The sequence below is a fragment of the Enterobacter sp. 725m/11 genome (genome assembly GCF_011683705.1).
GTDB lineage: Bacteria > Pseudomonadota > Gammaproteobacteria > Enterobacterales > Enterobacteriaceae > Enterobacter > Enterobacter bugandensis.
In genome coordinates, this window is sequence record NZ_JAAQOK010000002.1 from 96,918 (window position 1) to 115,050 (window position 18,133).

At 55.5% G+C, this 18,133-nt stretch carries 15 protein-coding genes; 6 read left to right on the top strand and 9 right to left on the bottom strand.

Annotated elements, in window-relative coordinates:
* Positions 1 to 28 precede the first annotated feature (28 nt).
* Positions 29 to 844, bottom strand: a complete 816-nt coding sequence (gene djlA / locus HBA26_RS01290) for a co-chaperone DjlA (protein ID WP_028015483.1) — start codon at positions 842 to 844, stop codon at positions 29 to 31.
* A 239-nt stretch (positions 845 to 1,083) separates the two neighbouring features.
* On the opposite strand from djlA, the gene lptD reads away from it, so the two are divergent.
* From lptD to apaH, 6 genes are read left to right on the top strand one after another with little or no spacing between them, the layout of a single operon-like run.
* Positions 1,084 to 3,435: an LPS assembly protein LptD gene (gene lptD / locus HBA26_RS01295; RefSeq protein ID WP_048999034.1), complete on the top strand. Its 2,352-nt coding sequence runs from the start codon at positions 1,084 to 1,086 to the stop codon at positions 3,433 to 3,435.
* Positions 3,436 to 3,488: 53 nt separating this feature from the next.
* On the top strand, positions 3,489 to 4,775 hold the full coding sequence (gene surA / locus HBA26_RS01300; RefSeq protein ID WP_028015481.1) for a peptidylprolyl isomerase SurA: 1,287 nt from the start codon (positions 3,489 to 3,491) through the stop codon (positions 4,773 to 4,775).
* Entirely contained in the window at positions 4,775 to 5,761 is a 987-nt protein-coding gene (gene pdxA / locus HBA26_RS01305) for a 4-hydroxythreonine-4-phosphate dehydrogenase PdxA (RefSeq protein WP_126345438.1), read from the top strand. The genes surA and pdxA overlap by 1 nt, the downstream gene beginning before the upstream one ends.
* The gene (gene rsmA, locus HBA26_RS01310; protein ID WP_028015479.1) at positions 5,758 to 6,579 is read left to right on the top strand and encodes a 16S rRNA (adenine(1518)-N(6)/adenine(1519)-N(6))-dimethyltransferase RsmA; all 822 of its coding nucleotides are present in this window, start codon (positions 5,758 to 5,760) and stop codon (positions 6,577 to 6,579) included. The genes pdxA and rsmA overlap by 4 nt, the downstream gene beginning before the upstream one ends.
* A 3-nt stretch (positions 6,580 to 6,582) precedes the next feature.
* Positions 6,583 to 6,960, top strand: coding sequence for a Co2+/Mg2+ efflux protein ApaG (gene apaG / locus HBA26_RS01315; RefSeq protein WP_014882505.1), 378 nt, complete (start codon positions 6,583 to 6,585; stop codon positions 6,958 to 6,960).
* A gap of 4 nt (positions 6,961 to 6,964) precedes the next feature.
* A complete protein-coding gene (gene apaH, locus HBA26_RS01320; RefSeq protein WP_028015478.1) occupies positions 6,965 to 7,813 on the top strand; it encodes a bis(5'-nucleosyl)-tetraphosphatase (symmetrical) ApaH in 849 nt (282 codons plus the stop codon).
* Positions 7,814 to 7,848: 35 nt separating this feature from the next.
* Here apaH and folA read toward each other — a convergent pair whose 3' ends face one another.
* The 8 genes from folA to ispH form a co-directional block, all read right to left on the bottom strand.
* Positions 7,849 to 8,328 (bottom strand): type 3 dihydrofolate reductase, encoded by a 480-nt coding sequence (folA, locus tag HBA26_RS01325; RefSeq protein WP_006173915.1) that lies wholly within the window; start codon positions 8,326 to 8,328, stop codon positions 7,849 to 7,851.
* A gap of 114 nt (positions 8,329 to 8,442) precedes the next feature.
* A complete protein-coding gene (kefC, locus tag HBA26_RS01330; protein ID WP_048999031.1) occupies positions 8,443 to 10,308 on the bottom strand; it encodes a glutathione-regulated potassium-efflux system protein KefC in 1,866 nt (621 codons plus the stop codon).
* Complete coding sequence (gene kefF, locus HBA26_RS01335) at positions 10,301 to 10,831, bottom strand: glutathione-regulated potassium-efflux system oxidoreductase KefF (protein WP_126345437.1); 531 nt, start codon at positions 10,829 to 10,831, stop codon at positions 10,301 to 10,303. Before kefF ends, kefC begins: the two co-directional genes overlap by 8 nt.
* 103 nt (positions 10,832 to 10,934) lie before the next feature.
* On the bottom strand, positions 10,935 to 11,168 hold the full coding sequence (locus HBA26_RS01340; protein WP_003856439.1) for a YgdI/YgdR family lipoprotein: 234 nt from the start codon (positions 11,166 to 11,168) through the stop codon (positions 10,935 to 10,937).
* A gap of 140 nt (positions 11,169 to 11,308) precedes the next feature.
* Positions 11,309 to 14,533, bottom strand: a complete 3,225-nt coding sequence (gene carB / locus HBA26_RS01345; RefSeq protein WP_041911263.1) for a carbamoyl-phosphate synthase large subunit — start codon at positions 14,531 to 14,533, stop codon at positions 11,309 to 11,311.
* Positions 14,534 to 14,551: 18 nt separating this feature from the next.
* The gene (gene carA / locus HBA26_RS01350) at positions 14,552 to 15,700 is read right to left on the bottom strand and encodes a glutamine-hydrolyzing carbamoyl-phosphate synthase small subunit (RefSeq protein WP_059357855.1); all 1,149 of its coding nucleotides are present in this window, start codon (positions 15,698 to 15,700) and stop codon (positions 14,552 to 14,554) included.
* A 454-nt stretch (positions 15,701 to 16,154) separates the two neighbouring features.
* The gene (gene dapB, locus HBA26_RS01355) at positions 16,155 to 16,976 is read right to left on the bottom strand and encodes a 4-hydroxy-tetrahydrodipicolinate reductase (protein WP_126345436.1); all 822 of its coding nucleotides are present in this window, start codon (positions 16,974 to 16,976) and stop codon (positions 16,155 to 16,157) included.
* A gap of 205 nt (positions 16,977 to 17,181) precedes the next feature.
* On the bottom strand, positions 17,182 to 18,132 hold the full coding sequence (gene ispH / locus HBA26_RS01360) for a 4-hydroxy-3-methylbut-2-enyl diphosphate reductase (protein WP_028015471.1): 951 nt from the start codon (positions 18,130 to 18,132) through the stop codon (positions 17,182 to 17,184).
* Position 18,133: the final 1 nt, after the last annotated feature.

Sequence of the window (18,133 nt, forward strand, 5' to 3'; positions counted from 1 at the left end):
AAAAAGCCCGACATTGTCGGGCTTTTTCTTATTTGAAACCTTTCTTCTCTTTAATGAGCTCGTACGCCTTCTGGATTTCCTGCGCTTTTTGCTTCGCCATCTCCATCATTTCCGGCGGTAAACCTTTCGCCACCAGCTTGTCAGGATGATGCTCGCTCATCAGCTTACGGTAGGCACGTTTAATCGTGGTTTGATCGTCCGTGGGCTTCACGCCAAGCACGTTGCAGGCATCTTCCAGCGTCGGGCCACGCTGCGCCTGCTGCCATGCACCGCCGGAAGACTGCTGGTGATAGCCGCCGCCAAACTGGGCGCCGCCCTGCATCATGCGCAGGAACTGGTCAAACTGCATACGGGAGATACCCAGTTCTTCCGCAATAACGTACAGGACATCGCGTTCATTGGGGTGAAGCGAGCCGTCGGCAAACGCCGCCTGGATTTGGATTTCCAGAAACATCCGAATTAAATCAAAACGTCCGAAGCAGATGCTGCGGAACTGGCGCATCTTTTCACGCAGCGGATAGTTATCCGATTTACCGATGCGAAACGCATTCTGCGCCGCCAGGCGGGACTCACCATGCAGGTTCATGCGATCCATAAAAACGCTGGCAATCTGAATATCCGCTTCGGTCACGCGGCCTTTGGATTTGGTTAAGTGCCCCATGACCTCAAAGGTGGTGGAGAAAAAGAGCGACTGGCGCTCGCGCTGATTGGCAAACCAGGCCATTTTGCGGCTGCGTGCCTTATCAAACATATGGCCAATGATAAGCCCAAGCACAATTCCCCAGAATCCGGCACCCATGATGATGGCGAACGCAACGCCGATTATTTTACCCCAATACTGCATATACTCCCCGGATAGTCATATTCCCTGCCGACGCAACGTCATCATCACAGTGTTCAAGCCACGGTCAATTGAAGGACATCGCCTATAATTTGCTTTATCATACTCGTCATTCGATAGCGAGCCTAACACTCTGGCGCGCAAACGGGCAGGATTAACGCTGGTACTGCGCTGATGAGTAAGATAGTCTCTGAGCGTTTGTAAGCCGTAGCCACTGATGACGGAACAATAAAATATAACGTATGAAAAAACGTATCCCCACCCTCCTGGCCACAATGATTGGCTCCGCCCTGTACAGTCAACAGGGGCTGGCGGCCGATCTCGCCTCGCAGTGTATGCTTGGCGTCCCAAGTTATAATCGCCCACTGGTGGAGGGCGATACAAATAGCTTGCCGGTAACCATTACTGCCGATAGCTCCAAAGGTACTTATCCTGACAATGCCACGTTTACGGGCAATGTGGATATTAACCAGGGCAATAGCCGCCTGCAGGCTGATGAAGTGCAGTTGCACCAGAAGCAGCCGGAAGGCGCGGTCGAGCCGGTACGAACGGTGGATGCGCTGGGTAATGTGCACTATGACGACAATCAGGTCATCCTGAAAGGTCCGAAAGCCTGGTCAAACCTGAATACCAAAGATACTAACGTCTGGGAAGGTGATTACCAGATGGTGGGTCGCCAGGGACGCGGTAAAGCGGACCTGATGAAACAGCGCGGTGAAAACCGCTATACGATTCTGGAGAATGGCTCCTTTACATCATGTCTGCCGGGTTCAAATACCTGGAGCGTGGTCGGGAGCGAAGTTATCCATGACCGTGAAGAGCAGGTCGCAGAGATCTGGAACGCACGCTTTAAGCTGGGTCCGGTGCCGGTATTCTACAGCCCTTATCTCCAGCTTCCCGTAGGTGACAAGCGTCGCTCGGGCTTCCTGATCCCGAATGCCAAATACAGCACCACGAACTACTTTGAGTTCTACCTGCCGTATTACTGGAACATCGCGCCCAACATGGACGCCACGATCACGCCGCACTATATCCACAAGCGCGGCAACATCATGTGGGAGAACGAGTTCCGCTATCTGACTCAGGCCGGTGCAGGCCTGATGGAGCTGGATTATCTGCCGTCGGATAAGGTCTTCCAGGATGAGCACCCTACAGAAGGCGATAAACACCGCTGGCTATTCTACTGGCAGCATGCCGGAGTGATGGATCAGGTGTGGCGCTTTAACGTTGACTATACCAAAGTTAGCGACTCATCTTATTTTAACGACTTTTCGTCTAAATACGGTTCGAGCACGGATGGCTATGCCACGCAGAAGTTCAGCGTAGGCTATGCGGTGCAGAACTTTGATGCAACCGTCTCAACCAAACAGTTCCAGGTATTCTCTGACCAGTCCACGCCTACCTATGGTGCAGAGCCGCAGCTGGACGTTAACTGGTATCAGAATAATGTAGGTCCATTCGACACCCGGGTTTACGCTCAGGCGGTACATTTCGTGAACACGGATTCGGACATGCCGGAAGCTACGCGTGTTCACCTGGAGCCGACGATCAATCTGCCGTGGTCTAACAACTGGGCAAGCCTGAATACCGAAGCCAAGCTGATGGCGACGCACTATCAGCAAAAAAATGTTGATAATTACAACACCACGAACAATGCGCATCTGGAAGAGTCGGTTAACCGAACGCTCCCGCAGTTCAAAATGGACGGGAAGCTGATCTTCGAGCGTGATATGGGCCTGCTGGCGGATGGTTATACCCAGACGCTTGAGCCGCGTATGCAGTATTTGTACGTGCCATATCGCGATCAGAGCAAGATTCAGAACTACGACTCGTCTTTACTGCAGTCTGACTACAGCGGCCTGTTCCGCGATCGTACTTACGGCGGTCTGGACCGTATCGCATCCGCTAACCAGTTAACGACCGGCGTCACAACACGCGTTTATGATGATGCCGCCGTTGAACGTTTTAACGTTTCTGTTGGTCAAATCTACTATTTCACCGAGTCACGTACCGGTGATGACAACATTCAGTGGGAGAAAGACAACAAAACGGGATCGCTGGTATGGGCGGGAGACACGTACTGGCGCATGACTGACCGTTGGGGCCTGCGCGGTGGTGTGCAATATGACACTCGCCTCGATAATATCGCCACAAGCAGTGCCGCTATTGAGTACCGTCGCGATGAAGACCGCATGGTACAGTTGACGTATCGTTATGCCAGCCCGGAATATATTCAGGCAACATTGCCTTCTTATGCAGGCGCAGAACAGTATAAAGACGGCATCTCGCAGGTTGGTGGTGCAGCAAGCTGGCCTATCGCCGACCGCTGGTCAATCGTAGGCGCTTACTACTTTGACACTAACGCGAATAAGCCAGCGGACCAGATGGTAGGTCTGCAATATAACTCCTGCTGTTACGCGCTGCGCGTCGGTTACGAGCGTAAGCTTAACGGCTGGGACACTGTAAACAATCAGAGCAAATACGATAACGTGATTGGCTTTAATGTCGAACTGCGCGGCCTGAGCTCCAACTACGGCCTGGGCACGCATCAGATGCTGCGTTCGAACATTCTGCCGTACAGTAGTTCTTTGTAATGTGCTTGATTTACAACGTAATCCGCTTTGCGGTTAATTGAAATGGAAAAAGTATGAAGAACTGGAAAACGCTGCTGCTTGGTGTCGCTATGGTTGCGAATACCAGCTTCGCGGCCCCCCAGGTTGTTGATAAGGTCGCCGCTGTCGTTAACAACGGCGTCGTGCTCGAAAGTGACGTTGATGGTCTGATGAAATCCGTGAAGCTCAATTCGGGCGAAGCGGGTCAGCAACTTCCGGATGACGCCACGCTGCGCCACCAGATCCTGGAGCGTCTGATCATGGATCAGATTATCCTGCAGATGGGTCAGAAAATGGGCGTGAAGGTGACCGACGAGCAGCTCGATCAGGCTATCGCTAACATTGCAAAGCAGAACAACATGTCGCCGGACCAGATGCGCAGCCGTCTGGCCTATGACGGCATCAGCTACGCTACCTACCGTAACCAGATCCGTAAAGAGATGCTGATCTCGGAAGTGCGTAACAATGAAGTGCGTCGTCGCGTCACGATCCTGCCTCAGGAAGTGGATGCGCTGGCAAAACAGGTGGGCAACCAGAACGATGCGAGCACAGAGCTGAACCTGAGCCACATTCTGATCCCACTGCCAGAGAACCCAACGTCAGATCAGGCTGCTGAAGCAGAAAGTCAGGCACGTTCAATTGTCGACCAGGCGCGTAACGGCGGCGACTTTGGCAAGCTGGCTATCACCTACTCTGCTGACCAACAGGCCCTGAAAGGCGGTCAGATGGGCTGGGGACGTATCCAGGAGCTGCCATCTATCTTTGCTCAGGCGCTGAGCACGGCGAAGAAAGGCGATATCGTCGGTCCAATCCGTTCAGGGGTGGGCTTCCACATTCTGAAAGTGAACGATCTGCGCGGTCAGAGCCAGAATATCTCCGTGACTGAAGTTCACGCTCGCCACATTCTGCTGAAGCCGTCACCGATCATGACTGACGATCAGGCGCGTGCGAAGCTGGAGCAAATTGCCGCAGATATTAAGAGCGGTAAAACGTCGTTTGCCAATGCAGCGAAAGAGTTCTCTCAGGATCCTGGCTCTGCGAACCAGGGCGGCGATCTGGGCTGGGCGGCTGCGGACATTTACGATCCTGCCTTCCGCGATGCGCTGATGAAGCTGAATAAAGGCCAGATCAGTGCCCCGGTTCACTCTTCATTTGGCTGGCATCTGATCGAGCTGATGGACACCCGCAACGTGGACAAAACGGATGCGGCGCAGAAAGACAGAGCCTATCGTATGCTGTTTAACCGTAAGTTCTCCGAAGAAGCGGCAACCTGGATGCAGGAACAGCGCGCCAGTGCTTACGTGAAAGTCCTGAGCAACTAATGAAACAGCATCGTGTTGTTATCACTCCCGGCGAACCCGCCGGGATTGGGCCTGACCTCGTTGTCCAGCTCGCCCAGCGCAGCTGGCCAGTAGAATTGGTTGTCTGCGCGGATGCAACACTGTTACAAGACCGGGCGAAGCTGCTCGGTCTGCCCTTAACGCTCATCCCTTACGTTGAAGGCCAACAGCCCGCACCACAGCAGGCCGGTACGCTCACTCTTCTTTCTGTTCCCCTTCGTACACCCGTTATTCCAGGCAAGCTCAGCACGGAAAATGGCCACTACGTCGTGGAAACCCTTGCCCGCGCCTGCGACGGTTGCCTGAAGGGCGAATTTGCCGCTCTGATCACCGGCCCCGTGCATAAGGGCGTCATCAACGAAGCGGGCATCCCTTTTACCGGGCATACGGAGTTCTTCGAAGAGCGCTCGCACAGCCCGAAAGTGGTGATGATGCTGGCGACGGAAGCGATGCGCGTTGCTCTCGTGACCACCCATCTACCGATCAAGGCCATTCCTGATGCCATCACCCCGGAACTGCTGCGGGAGATCATCGGGATCCTGCATCACGACCTGCAAACGAAGTTCGGCATCAAGCGGCCGCACGTTCTGGTCTGCGGCCTGAATCCGCACGCGGGTGAAGGGGGTCACATGGGCACCGAAGAGATCGACACCATTATTCCGGTGCTTGAAGAAATGCGCGCCAAAGGGATGAATCTCAGCGGGCCGCTGCCTGCGGACACCCTTTTCCAGCCAAAATACCTGGATAATGCCGACGCCGTCCTCGCGATGTACCACGATCAGGGTCTGCCCGTGCTAAAATACCAGGGCTTTGGCCGCGGGGTGAATATCACCCTCGGTTTACCCTTTATTCGAACGTCCGTTGACCACGGCACTGCGCTGGATCTGGCAGGCCAGGGGAAAGCGGATGTCGGCAGTTTTATTACGGCGCTTAATCTCGCCATCAAAATGATTGTTAATACTCAATGACTAATCGAGTCCATCAGGGCCACTTAGCCCGTAAACGCTTCGGGCAAAACTTTCTCAACGATCAATTCGTGATCGACAGCATCGTCTCTGCTATTAATCCGCAGAAGGGTCAGGCTATGGTCGAAATCGGCCCGGGCCTTGCCGCACTGACCGAGCCGGTAGGCGAACGCCTCGACGAGCTGACCGTTATCGAACTGGACCGCGACCTGGCCGCACGCCTGCAAACGCACCCGTTCCTCGGACCAAAGCTGACCATCTATCAGCAGGATGCCATGACCATGAACTTTGGCGAACTGTCGGAAAAAATGGGCCAGCCGCTGCGCGTGTTCGGCAACCTGCCGTATAACATCTCCACGCCGCTAATGTTCCACCTCTTTAGCTATACTGATGCCATTGCCGACATGCACTTCATGTTGCAAAAAGAGGTTGTTAACCGTCTGGTTGCAGGGCCGAACAGTAAAGCGTATGGTCGTTTAAGCGTGATGGCACAATATTACTGCAACGTGATCCCGGTACTCGAAGTACCGCCATCAGCGTTCACGCCGCCACCGAAAGTAGATTCTGCGGTTGTGCGCCTTGTGCCGCACAAAACGAAACCGTATCCGGTTAAAGATCTGCGTGTACTGAGCCGCATCACCACGGAAGCCTTTAACCAGCGCCGTAAAACGATCCGTAACAGTCTGAGCAATTCGTTTACCGTTGAGGTGTTAGCAGAGCTGGGGATCGACCCGGCAATGCGTGCGGAAAACATTTCCGTAGAGCAGTACTGCAAGCTGGCTAATTACATCAGCGAAAATGCGCCGCCGAAGGAGAGTTAAGCCATGATTGATTCGCCCCGCGTATGTGTCCATGTACAAAGCGTCTATGTTGAATCGCAATCCTCGCCGGATGAAGAGCGTTTTGTCTTTGCTTACACCGTGACCATTCGCAATCTGGGGCGGATGCCCGTGCAGCTGCGCGGGCGCTACTGGCTTATCACCAACGGCAATGGCCGCGAAATTGAAGTTCAGGGTGAAGGTGTGGTCGGTGAACAGCCCCACATCGCCCCTGGCGAAGAGTATCAGTACACCAGCGGCGCGGTAATTGAAACGCCGCTGGGTACCATGCAAGGCCATTATGAAATGGTCGACGTCGATGGCAATGTGTTCCGCGTTGCTATTCCTGTGTTCCGTCTCGCCGTAACCACACTCATTCATTAATCTAATGTCTACATATCTGATTGGCGACGTTCACGGTTGCTACGATGAACTGATCGCATTGTTAAAACAGGTCGACTTTACGCCAGGACAGGACACGCTCTGGCTGACGGGCGATTTAGTCGCGCGTGGCCCGGGCTCGCTTGAGGTTTTACGTTTCGTCAAATCTCTGGGCGACAGCGTGCGCATGGTGCTGGGCAATCACGATCTTCACCTGTTGGCCGTATTTGCCGGGATCAGCCGCAACAAACCTAAAGATCGCCTCTCTCCCCTGCTGGATGCGCCAGACGCGGACGAACTGATTAACTGGCTGCGCCGCCAGCCTTTACTGCAGGTCGATGAGGAGAAAAAGCTGGTCATGGCTCATGCCGGGATCACCCCGCAATGGGATCTTGAGACGGCTAAAACCTGCGCGCGTGACGTTGAGGCGGTGCTGGCGAGCGACTCGTACCCCTTCTTCCTTGATGCCATGTACGGCGATATGCCGAATCACTGGAGCGAGGATCTCAGCGGTCTGGCCCGCCTGCGTTTTATTACCAACGCTTTTACGCGCATGCGTTTCTGCTTCCCGAACGGGCAGCTGGACATGTATTCCAAAGAGACGCCGGAAAGCGCGCCTGCCCCGCTCAAACCGTGGTTTGCCATTCCTGGACCCGTGACAAGCGAGTACAACGTCGTCTTTGGCCACTGGGCTGCGCTGGAAGGAAAAGGCACGCCGGACGGGATCTACGGTCTGGATACCGGATGCTGCTGGGGCGGAGAGTTGACCTGCTTACGCTGGGAAGATAAAACTTACTTTGTTCAGCCGTCCAACCGACAGCTGGACTTAGGGGAAAGTGAGGCCGTTGCCTCCTGAATCATTCCCTCTCCCGGGCGGGAGAGGGACATCACTTAACGACGTTCCAGAATCTCGAAGCAGTAGCTGTGGGAGTTCTGTGCATCCGCGTCGTGGAACTCGCTGAATACCGATTCCCACTCGTCCGGATCGTAATCCGGGAAATGGGTGTCCCCTTCCACTTCAGCATCAATGTGGGTCAGATACAGCTTCTGCGCTTTTGGCAGGAACTGCTCATACACGCGGCCGCCGCCGATCACCATGATCTCTTCGGCGTCACCGCAGGCGGCAATCGCTTCATCAACGGACTTAACCCATTCGACGCGATCGTCAGTGCCCGGCTGGCTACTGATAACGATATTCTTACGGCCCGGCAATGGACGACCAATCGACTCCCAGGTCAGGCGGCCCATCACTACCGGCTTGTTTAACGTAGTACGTTTAAACCATGCGAGATCGGCAGGCAGGTTCCACGGCATGGCATTTTCCATACCGATAACGCGGTCCACCGCCAGCGCTGCAATCAGACTGATCATTGAAAATTTCCCGGATGCAAAAAATTGCCGCCACTATACGGAAAGCTTAATCTTTCGTCGACTGGCGGCAGAGTAAAGATACAGAAATTTTTTATTATTGCTGGCAACTCCACTTCACGCGGAAGGTTTACTCTCGGGCTCGTCAGCCGGATCGCCGGTATGCTTGCCCTCTTCCGTGCCCTGCCAGCCATGACGTTGGATCAGCGACAGGTGATTGCGGTCCTCGTTAATGATTTCTGTCAGCATGGCGCTGGTGCGTTTAAACACCGCCGCACGCTCCGTGGCCGTACTGCCGGCCATCGCCGCCATCTCTTCCACCATCCCGGTGTTAAAGCGGCGGAACAGGTCCGCACGTTCGCGCGCTTCATACGCGCCGAGCCCCAGATTCTCCAGCGCCAGGCGGCCAGACTTCAGCGCGCCTTCGAACGTTTCACGCTCCGGCGCCTCTACGCCCGCCTGACGCAGCCGGATGTAATGATCCACATCGCGCGCGCGGGAGATAATGGTCAGCCCCGGAAAATGCTCTTTTACCAGCTCCACCATCTGCATGCTGGTCTCAGGATCGTCAATGGCGTTAATCAATACCTCAGCTTTTGCCGCCCCGGCGGATTCCAGCAGATCGACGCGAGTCGCATCGCCGTAAAACACCTTCATATCAAATTTACGCAGGGTATCGACATGGTCAGGATCGTGATCGAGAATCACCATTTTCACCCCGCTTGACAGCAGTAAACGCCCGACGATCTGCCCGTAGCGACCAAATCCGGCGATGATGACGCGCGGCTGCTCCTCATCGATCTCGTCGGCTTCGCGCTCCTGCTCGCTGCCTGATTTTTCCAGACGCGTCAGCACCACCAGTAGAACAGGCGTTGCCGCCATCGACAGCGCGACCGCCAGCGTCAGCGCTTTCGCCCACTCGGGATCGAGCACGTTTGCCATCTGCGCGGCACCAAAGACCACGAATGCAAATTCGCTCCCCTGACCCAGCAGTACGGCAAACCAGCGGCGCTGCTTGTTCGGCACCTTCAATGGACGCGCAATCAGCCACAGCATCACCATTTTAATCACCAGGAAACCGACGAGCAGGATGACGATCCGCAGCGGGTGCGTGACCAGCGTGCCGAAGTCGACGGACATCCCCACGCCGATGAAAAACAGCCCCAGCAGCAGCCCTTTGAACGGCTCGATATCGCTTTCCAGGGCGTGACGATATTCAGAGCTCGCCAGCAGAACGCCTGCAAGGAACGCCCCCATCGCCATCGACAGTCCGGCTTCCTCCAGCAGCAAACCAAAGCCAAACACCAGGAACAGCGCCACGGCGCTGAACACTTCGCGCAGACCTGAACGGGCAACAAACCGCAGTAACGGGCGGGTCACGTAGCGGCCAAGCAGGACCACCAGCGCCAGCGCCCCCACGACTTTTAATGCCGACAGCGCAAACGCCCCCAGCGTCGTGGATGAGCCGCTTGCCGCCAGCAACGGGATCATCGCCACCAGCGGAATAGCGGCGATATCCTGGAACAGCAGCACCGAGAACGCGCTGCGTCCCATCTGCGAGACCGTCAGATTTCGCTCGTTCATCGCCTGCATGGCGATGGCCGTCGAGGAGAGCGCCAGCGTCATGCCGATAAGCTCCGCCACTTTCCAGTCCATGCCCAACAGGATGCAGAACCCACCGAGCAGCAGGCCGCAGGCCACCATCTGCAGCGCGCCTCCGCCAAATACCGAGGCGCGAAGTTTCCATAACCTCTGCGGATCCAGCTCCAGACCAATCACAAACAGCATCAGCACGACGCCAATTTCAGCGAAATGGAGGATCGCCTCCGCATCCGTTACCAGTCGAAAGCCCCAGGGCCCAATGACGCAGCCCGCAATCAGGTAGCCGAGAACCGACCCCAGCCCCAGACGTACCGCCACCGGCACAATCAGCGCCGCCGCGCCGAGATAAATCAGCGCCTGTATCAGCGTATGGCTATCCATGGTGCGTCTCCTGCCACTCGAGTAAGCGTTGTTTATAATGGCGAGCCTGCGCCTGCAGCGTTTCATCGTCGCAAACAAAGGTGCAATGCATCGCAAAAGGCGGGAGCCAGTTCAGCCCGCAGTAAAGCGCCGTAGCCTGCAGCGGCTGCGCCAGAACCTCAAACCCCGGGAAGGTACCAATATCAAAGTGGCTTTCCCCACCGCCGGTGGTAACCGCCCACATCAGACTTTTGCCTTTTAGCGCATTGCCGTTGTGACCATACGCCCAGCCGTGGGAGAAGACTTTATCAATCCACAGCTTCAGGAGCGGCGGCGTGCTGTACCACTGCATAGGATGTTGGCAGACGATCAGATCGGCACGGGAGAGCGCCTCCTGTTCAGCGGCGATATCGATATTAAAATCGGGATAGAGTTGATAGAGGGAACGTATCTCTACGTTTTCGAGCGTCCTTGCCTGCTCAAGCATCCGCTTATTCGCATGCGAGTGCTGCGGATAGGGATGGGCATAAATTATAAGAATCATTGATTAGCCTGTTGTTACTGCCTTCTTTTAACAAAAGAGTGTAGTCAGTAATTCAACAGGCTAATAGTGAATATTATTGACGGGCTTACGTCAGAATTCTGAATTAGTTATCCAGCTCGCCCATGGATTTCACCTGGTCGCGATTAATCTGTTCAGTTTGACCGGTTTCGGCGTTTTTGTACGACACCAGGCCGGTATCGTCATCCACCTGCGGTTTCCCGTCAGTCACGATGGTTTTACCATCGGTGGTTTTTACTGCCTGATTGGACGAACAGCCCGCGACGGTAAACATTGCGGTGGCAGCCAGAACGGAAGCGATCAGTAATTTATTTTGCATGGTGTTTTCCCCTGCTCTCAGTTGAATTTTCGTTATCGACCTAACTATTTTAGGCTAACTGACTGAAAGCGGATGAAAAACCAGAAGGTTCTTAAGATGAGAAAATTGCCCGGTAACCGAACGGTACCGGGCAATGGGGGTTACTTGCTAATCTGCGCGTGCATTTCCTGCACCGAAATCACCTTTTCGGTGGCATCCGCATTCAGCGCCATCGCTGTTGCGAAACCGCCGTTCAGGGTGGTGTCGTAGTGCACTTTGTATTGCAGCGCGCTGCGGCGAATCAGCTTGGAGTCTTCAATCGCCTGGCGTCCTGCGGTGGTGTTGATGATGTAGGTATATTCGCCATTCTTGATACGATCCTGAATGTGCGGACGACCTTCATGCACCTTGTTCACCAGACGCGGGTTAATACCGGCTTCACCCAGCACAATCGCCGTACCGTGGGTTGCGTCCAGCTCGAAGCCCTGTTTCAGCAGCTTGGCGGCCAGGTCAACCACGCGCTCTTTATCGCCTTCGCGAACGGAGAGCAGCGCACGGCCCGATTTTCTCATGGTTGAGCTGCTGCCCAGCTGCGCCTTGGCAAACGCTTCTGCGAAGGTGCGGCCCACGCCCATCACTTCCCCGGTTGAACGCATTTCTGGCCCTAACAGCGGGTCAACGCCCGGGAATTTGTTGAACGGCAGCACCACCTCTTTCACCGAGTAATACGGCGGGATGATCTCTTTTGTCACGCCCTGCTGAGCCAGCGTCTGGCCAGCCATCACGCGCGCCGCCACTTTCGCCAGCGGAATACCGGTCGCTTTAGAGACGAACGGTACGGTACGCGCCGCACGCGGGTTGACTTCAATCAGATAAACTTCGTTGTCTTTCACCGCGAACTGAACGTTCATCAGGCCACGAACCTGCAACTCAAAGGCCAGCTTCTGCACCTGCTGGCGCATCACGTCCTGAATTTCCTGGCTCAGCGTGTAGGCCGGCAGAGAACAGGCGGAGTCGCCGGAGTGCACGCCCGCCTGCTCGATGTGCTCCATGATGCCGCCAATCAGCACCATTTCGCCGTCGCAGATGGCGTCAACGTCCACCTCAACCGCGTCGTCGAGGAAGCGGTCAAGCAGTACTGGCGCATCGTTGGAAACGCTCACCGCCGTCTGGAAGTAGCGACGCAGGTCGGCTTCGTCGTAGACGATTTCCATCGCGCGGCCGCCCAGGACGTAGGAAGGACGCACCACCAGCGGGTAACCAATCTCCTTCGCCTTCTCAACGGCCATTTCAATGGCGGTCACCGTGGCGTTCGCCGGCTGCTTCAGCTTCAGACGGTCAACCGCCTGCTGGAAACGCTCACGATCTTCCGCGCGGTCAATCGCGTCCGGGCTGGTACCGATAACCGGTACGCCTGCCGCTTCCAGCGCGCGCGCCAGCTTCAGCGGGGTCTGACCGCCGTACTGCACGATAACGCCTTTTGGCTTCTCGATGCGCACGATTTCCAGCACGTCTTCCAGGGTAACCGGCTCGAAGTAGAGACGGTCAGAGGTGTCGTAGTCGGTAGAAACGGTTTCCGGGTTACAGTTGACCATGATGGTCTCGTACCCGTCTTCGCGCAGCGCCAGCGAGGCGTGTACGCAGCAGTAGTCGAACTCGATGCCCTGGCCGATACGGTTTGGACCGCCGCCCAGCACCATAATCTTGTCGCGGTCGACGGACGGGTTCGCTTCGCACTCGTCTTCATAGGTGGAGTACATGTACGCGGTATCGGTCGAGAACTCGGCCGCGCAGGTGTCCACGCGCTTGTAAACCGGGTGCAGGTCATACTGGTCGCGCAGCTTGCGGATTTCCGCTTCGCGCACGCCCGCCAGCTTAGCCAGACGCGCATCTGCGAAGCCTTTACGCTTCAGCATGCGCAGGAAGTCTGCGTCCAGGCCGTTGATACCCAGCTCCGCCACTTTCTCTTCCAGACGCACCAGCTCTTCAATCTGCACCAGGAACCAGCGGTCGATGTTGGTCAGGTTAAATACGCCGTCGACGGACAGGCCCGCGCGGAAGGCATCGGCGATGTACCAGATACGCTCTGCGCCCGCGTCTTTCAGCTCGCGGCGGATTTTGGTCAGCGCTTCCGGGTCGTCCAGGCTCACTTTCGGGTCAAAGCCGGTGGCGCCCACTTCCAGACCGCGCAGCGCTTTTTGCAGGGATTCCTGCTGCGTGCGGCCAATCGCCATCACTTCACCCACAGATTTCATCTGGGTCGTCAGACGGTCGTTCGCGCCCGCGAATTTCTCGAAGTTAAAGCGAGGAATTTTAGTCACAACGTAGTCGATGGACGGCTCGAAGGACGCAGGCGTGCGGCCACCGGTGATGTCGTTCATCAGCTCGTCGAGGGTGTAACCCACTGCCAGCTTCGCCGCCACTTTCGCAATCGGGAAGCCGGTGGCTTTGGAGGCCAGCGCGGAGGAGCGGGACACGCGCGGGTTCATTTCGATAACAATCAGACGGCCGGTTTTCGGGTTAACGGAGAACTGCACGTTAGAGCCGCCGGTTTCCACGCCGATTTCACGCAGTACCGCCATCGAGGCGTTACGCATGATTTGATACTCTTTGTCGGTCAGCGTCTGGGCTGGCGCAACGGTGATGGAGTCGCCGGTGTGGATACCCATCGCATCGAAGTTTTCGATGGAGCAGACGATGATGCAGTTGTCGTTTTTATCACGCACCACTTCCATCTCGTACTCTTTCCAGCCAATCAGCGATTCATCAATCAGCAGCTCTTTGGTTGGGGAGAGATCCAGACCGCGCTCGCAAATCTCTTCGAACTCTTCGCGGTTGTAGGCGATACCGCCACCGGTGCCGCCCATGGTGAACGATGGACGGATGATGCACGGATAGCCCACTTCAGCCGCAACGGCCAGCGCCTCTTCCATGTTATGCGCAATACCGGAACGCGCGGTGTCGAGGCCGATTTTCTTCATCGCCACGTCAAAGCGGCGACGGTCTTCGGCTTTATCAATCGCGTCGGCGGTCGCACCAATCATGGTGACGCCAAATTCTGCCAGCACGCCCTGACGCTCCAGCTCCAGCGCGCAGTTCAGCGCCGTCTGGCCGCCCATGGTTGGCAGCACCGCGTCCGGGCGCTCTTTTTCGATGATTTTACGCACCACTTCCCAGTGAATCGGCTCGATGTAGGTGGCATCCGCCATTTCCGGGTCAGTCATGATGGTCGCCGGGTTAGAGTTAACCAGGATAACGCGGTAACCCTCTTCGCGCAGCGCTTTACACGCCTGCGCGCCGGAGTAGTCGAATTCGCAGGCCTGGCCGATGACGATCGGTCCAGCGCCAAGGATCAGGATGCTTTTTATGTCTGTACGTTTTGGCATGGTCTTCTCGGCTCCTGATTATTTAGCGGTCTTACGGTATTGCTCGATAAGTTCGATGAAGTGATCGAACAGCGGCGCGGCGTCGTGCGGGCCCGGGCTGGCTTCCGGGTGGCCCTGGAAGCTGAACGCTGGCTTATCGGTACGGTGGATACCCTGCAGGGTGCCATCGAACAGTGATTTGTGCGTCACGCGCAGGTTAGCCGGCATAGAGGCTTCATCGACGGCGAAACCGTGGTTCTGCGCGGTAATCATCACCGTATTGTTATCAATGTCTTTTACCGGGTGGTTACCACCGTGGTGGCCGAACTTCATCTTGACGGTGTTCGCACCGCTCGCCAGCGCCAGCAGCTGATGGCCGAGGCAGATGCCGAATACCGGGATGTCGGTTTCCAGGAAGGACTTGATGGCGTCGATAGCGTAATCGCACGGTGCCGGGTCGCCTGGGCCGTTAGAGAGGAAGATGCCGTCCGGGTTCATCTTAAGCACCTCTTCAGCGGAGGTTTTCGCCGGTACCACCGTCAGGCGGCAGCCGCGGTCAACCAGCATGCGCAGGATGTTGCGCTTGGCACCAAAATCATAGGCCACCACGTGGAACGGCAGTTCGCTCTCTTTTTTCGCTTCCGGCAGGTCGCCTTCCAGCGTCCAGCTCCCCTGCGTCCAGCTGTAGGCTTCGGCGGTAGTCACTTCTTTCGCCAGGTCCATACCGTTCAGGCCCGGGAAGGCTTTCGCTTTTTCCAGCGCCAGCGTCGCATCGAGGTTATCCCCTGCGATGATGCAGCCGTTTTGTGCCCCCTTCTCGCGCAGCAGACGCGTTAACTTACGGGTATCGATATCGGCAATCGCCACGATGTTATGGCGCTTCAGGTAAGAAGAGAGGTCTTCAGTGTTGCGGAAGTTGCTGGCAATCAGCGGCAGGTCGCGAATGACCAGGCCTTGCGCATGTACCTGAGAGGATTCTTCGTCAGCCGCATTGGTGCCGACATTGCCGATATGAGGATAAGTAAGAGTAACGATTTGGCGAGAATAGGAAGGATCAGTGAGGATTTCTTGATAACCGGTCATTGAAGTATTGAAAACGACTTCCCCAACCGCCGAACCCGTTGCCCCTATGGCCCGACCGATAAACTGGGTTCCGTCTTCCAGAACCAATAGCGCTGACTTAATCAAAACACCCTCCAGAGAATATTCACTCACTTTATTTGCATATTAATTCATGACTATGTCATAGATCAATGCAAATGTGTTGCCAGCGGATTTTTGGCAAACGGCGGCATTCTGGAGATTTGGTGGGTAAAAGTCAACTTAAAACGGATATTTTGTTTATTCTTTTGCAGGACTGGCGGCTTGAATGGGATTTAATGGGCAAAAAGATCAGGTAAATCATCCTAGAAAACGCTTGCGCGGTAGGTTTTATGGAATTTAAGAGATGCGAGCGACAAAAAGTGGACCAAATGGTCAAAATTTACATTCAATTCACATAATAATGGCATAAAACTCAGATTTATGACCATTAACAATCAAAATCCATTTAAAACAAATAAAATAAGAGGGCAATAAATTATTGCCCTATGCAATCAATACATTACGACTGCAATAACCACATCACGATGGGTAATAAAGCTTACAAATTGTTGAGATCCAGCACATCTCGCATATCAAAAAGACCCTTTTCTTTCGATTTCAGCCACAATGCGGAGCGTACTGCGCCATTGGCGAACGTCATGCGGCTTGACGCTTTGTGCGTAATCTCAACACGTTCGCCAATATCGGCGAACATCGCCGTGTGTTCGCCGATGATATCGCCCGCCCGGACGGTTGCGAAACCAATGGTGCCCGGCACGCGTTCTCCGGTATGCCCTTCACGGGAATAGACCGCGATGTCTTTTAAATCTTTATCCATTGCATAAGCAATCGCTTCGCCCATCGCCAGCGCCGTGCCTGATGGAGCATCAACTTTATGGCGATGGTGCGCTTCAATAATCTCAATGTCGGTGTAGTCGCCCATCACCTTCGCCGCTTTTTCCAGCAGCTTCAGCATGACGTTAACGCCTACGCTAAAGTTCGCGGCAAAGACAATCGCAATGTCGGTGGCTGCATCCTGAATGGCCTGTTTACCCGCATCATCGAAGCCGGTGGTGCCAATCACCATCCCTTTACCGTGCTGGCGGCAAAACGCCAGGTGAGTCAGGGTGCCTTCGGGACGGGTAAAGTCGATGAACACGTCAAAGTCATCGTTCACCGCATCAAGGCTGCTCTGAACGGTAACACCTGTCTTGCCCGCGCCGGCCAGTTCACCCGCATCGGATCCCAGCAGGGATGAACCTTCACGCTCCAGCGCCGCGCCGAGTGCCACGCCATCCATTTGTATTGCCGCCTGAATCAGCTGGCGACCCATACGTCCACCCGCGCCCGCAATGGCGACACGGATCTGTGCATCATGCATAGTTATTCTCTTACGTTAAAATGATGTAAACCGTTTTCAGATTAACCAGCCTTCATAAAGGCTGCCAACTGAAAACACCAATAATTAGAATTTAACGTGAAACCGACTCAGATATCAGTAAAAGACATGATTTTGTCGTCACGATAAAGTCCGGGGCAAAAAAAAGGCCAGCACAGGAGGTGCTGGCCTTTCATCAGAAAAGAAATTATTCCACTTCGCGGGCGTCGATACGCAGCTCTTTCGGCACTTCGAAGACGATATTCTCTTCGCGTCCTTCCAGCGGAACCGCTTCGCCCCCGCCCAGCTCCTGCAGACGAGCAATCACGTTCTGCACCAGGATATCCGGCGCGGAAGCGCCTGCGGTAACGCCAACGCAGGCCGCATTTTTCACCCACGCTTCCTGGATGTCCGTCGCGTCGTCGATTAAAAACGCCGCTTTCCCCATACGCTGCGCCAGTTCGGCCAGACGGTTGGAGTTAGAGGAGTTTTTAGAGCCGACAACCAGCACCACGTCCGCCTGTTCAGCCAGCGCGCGCACCGCTTCCTGACGGTTAGTGGTGGCGTAGCAGATATCATCCTTACGCGGCCCGACGATTTTCGGGAAGCGCTGGCGCAGGGCGTCAATCACGTCTGAGGTGTCGTCTACGGAGAGCGTGGTCTGGGTCATAAACGACAGACGCGCTTCGTTTTTCACGTTCAGCGTCAGGACATCTTCCGGCGACTCCACCAGGTACATTCCCCCTTCCGGGTTGCTGTACTGGCCCATGGTGCCTTCAACTTCCGGGTGACCGGCGTGGCCAATCAGAATCGACTCTTCACCGCGACGGCTGGCGCGCGCCACTTCCATATGCACTTTTGTCACTAATGGACAGGTGGCATCGAATACGGTCAGATCGCGGCTTTTCGCTTCGTTACGGACCGCCTGAGAGACGCCGTGCGCGGAGAAGATCAGGATCGCGCCGTCCGGCACTTCGCTGATCTGCTCGATGAAAATCGCCCCGCGCTCGCGCAGGCTGTCCACCACATAGCGGTTATGCACCACTTCGTGACGCACGTAAATCGGCGCGCCGTAAATCTCCAGCGCGTTTTCAACAATGCTGATAGCGCGGTCTACACCGGCGCAGAAGCCGCGCGGGTTAGCCAACAGGATCTGCATT

Bases quoted from the DNA above. Each gene is read 5' to 3' on its own strand.
- djlA (WP_028015483.1), bottom strand. From the start codon at position 844: ATGCAGTATTGGGGTAAAATAATCGGCGTTGCGTTCGCCATCATCATG.
- lptD (WP_048999034.1), top strand. From the start codon at position 1,084: ATGAAAAAACGTATCCCCACCCTCCTGGCCACAATGATTGGCTCCGCC.
- surA (WP_028015481.1), top strand. From the start codon at position 3,489: ATGAAGAACTGGAAAACGCTGCTGCTTGGTGTCGCTATGGTTGCGAAT.
- pdxA (WP_126345438.1), top strand. From the start codon at position 4,775: ATGAAACAGCATCGTGTTGTTATCACTCCCGGCGAACCCGCCGGGATT.
- rsmA (WP_028015479.1), top strand. From the start codon at position 5,758: ATGACTAATCGAGTCCATCAGGGCCACTTAGCCCGTAAACGCTTCGGG.
- apaG (WP_014882505.1), top strand. From the start codon at position 6,583: ATGATTGATTCGCCCCGCGTATGTGTCCATGTACAAAGCGTCTATGTT.
- apaH (WP_028015478.1), top strand. From the start codon at position 6,965: ATGTCTACATATCTGATTGGCGACGTTCACGGTTGCTACGATGAACTG.
- folA (WP_006173915.1), bottom strand. From the start codon at position 8,328: ATGATCAGTCTGATTGCAGCGCTGGCGGTGGACCGCGTTATCGGTATG.
- kefC (WP_048999031.1), bottom strand. From the start codon at position 10,308: ATGGATAGCCATACGCTGATACAGGCGCTGATTTATCTCGGCGCGGCG.
- kefF (WP_126345437.1), bottom strand. From the start codon at position 10,831: ATGATTCTTATAATTTATGCCCATCCCTATCCGCAGCACTCGCATGCG.
- HBA26_RS01340 (WP_003856439.1), bottom strand. From the start codon at position 11,168: ATGCAAAATAAATTACTGATCGCTTCCGTTCTGGCTGCCACCGCAATG.
- carB (WP_041911263.1), bottom strand. From the start codon at position 14,533: ATGCCAAAACGTACAGACATAAAAAGCATCCTGATCCTTGGCGCTGGA.
- dapB (WP_126345436.1), bottom strand. From the start codon at position 16,976: ATGCATGATGCACAGATCCGTGTCGCCATTGCGGGCGCGGGTGGACGT.
- ispH (WP_028015471.1), bottom strand. From the start codon at position 18,132: ATGCAGATCCTGTTGGCTAACCCGCGCGGCTTCTGCGCCGGTGTAGAC.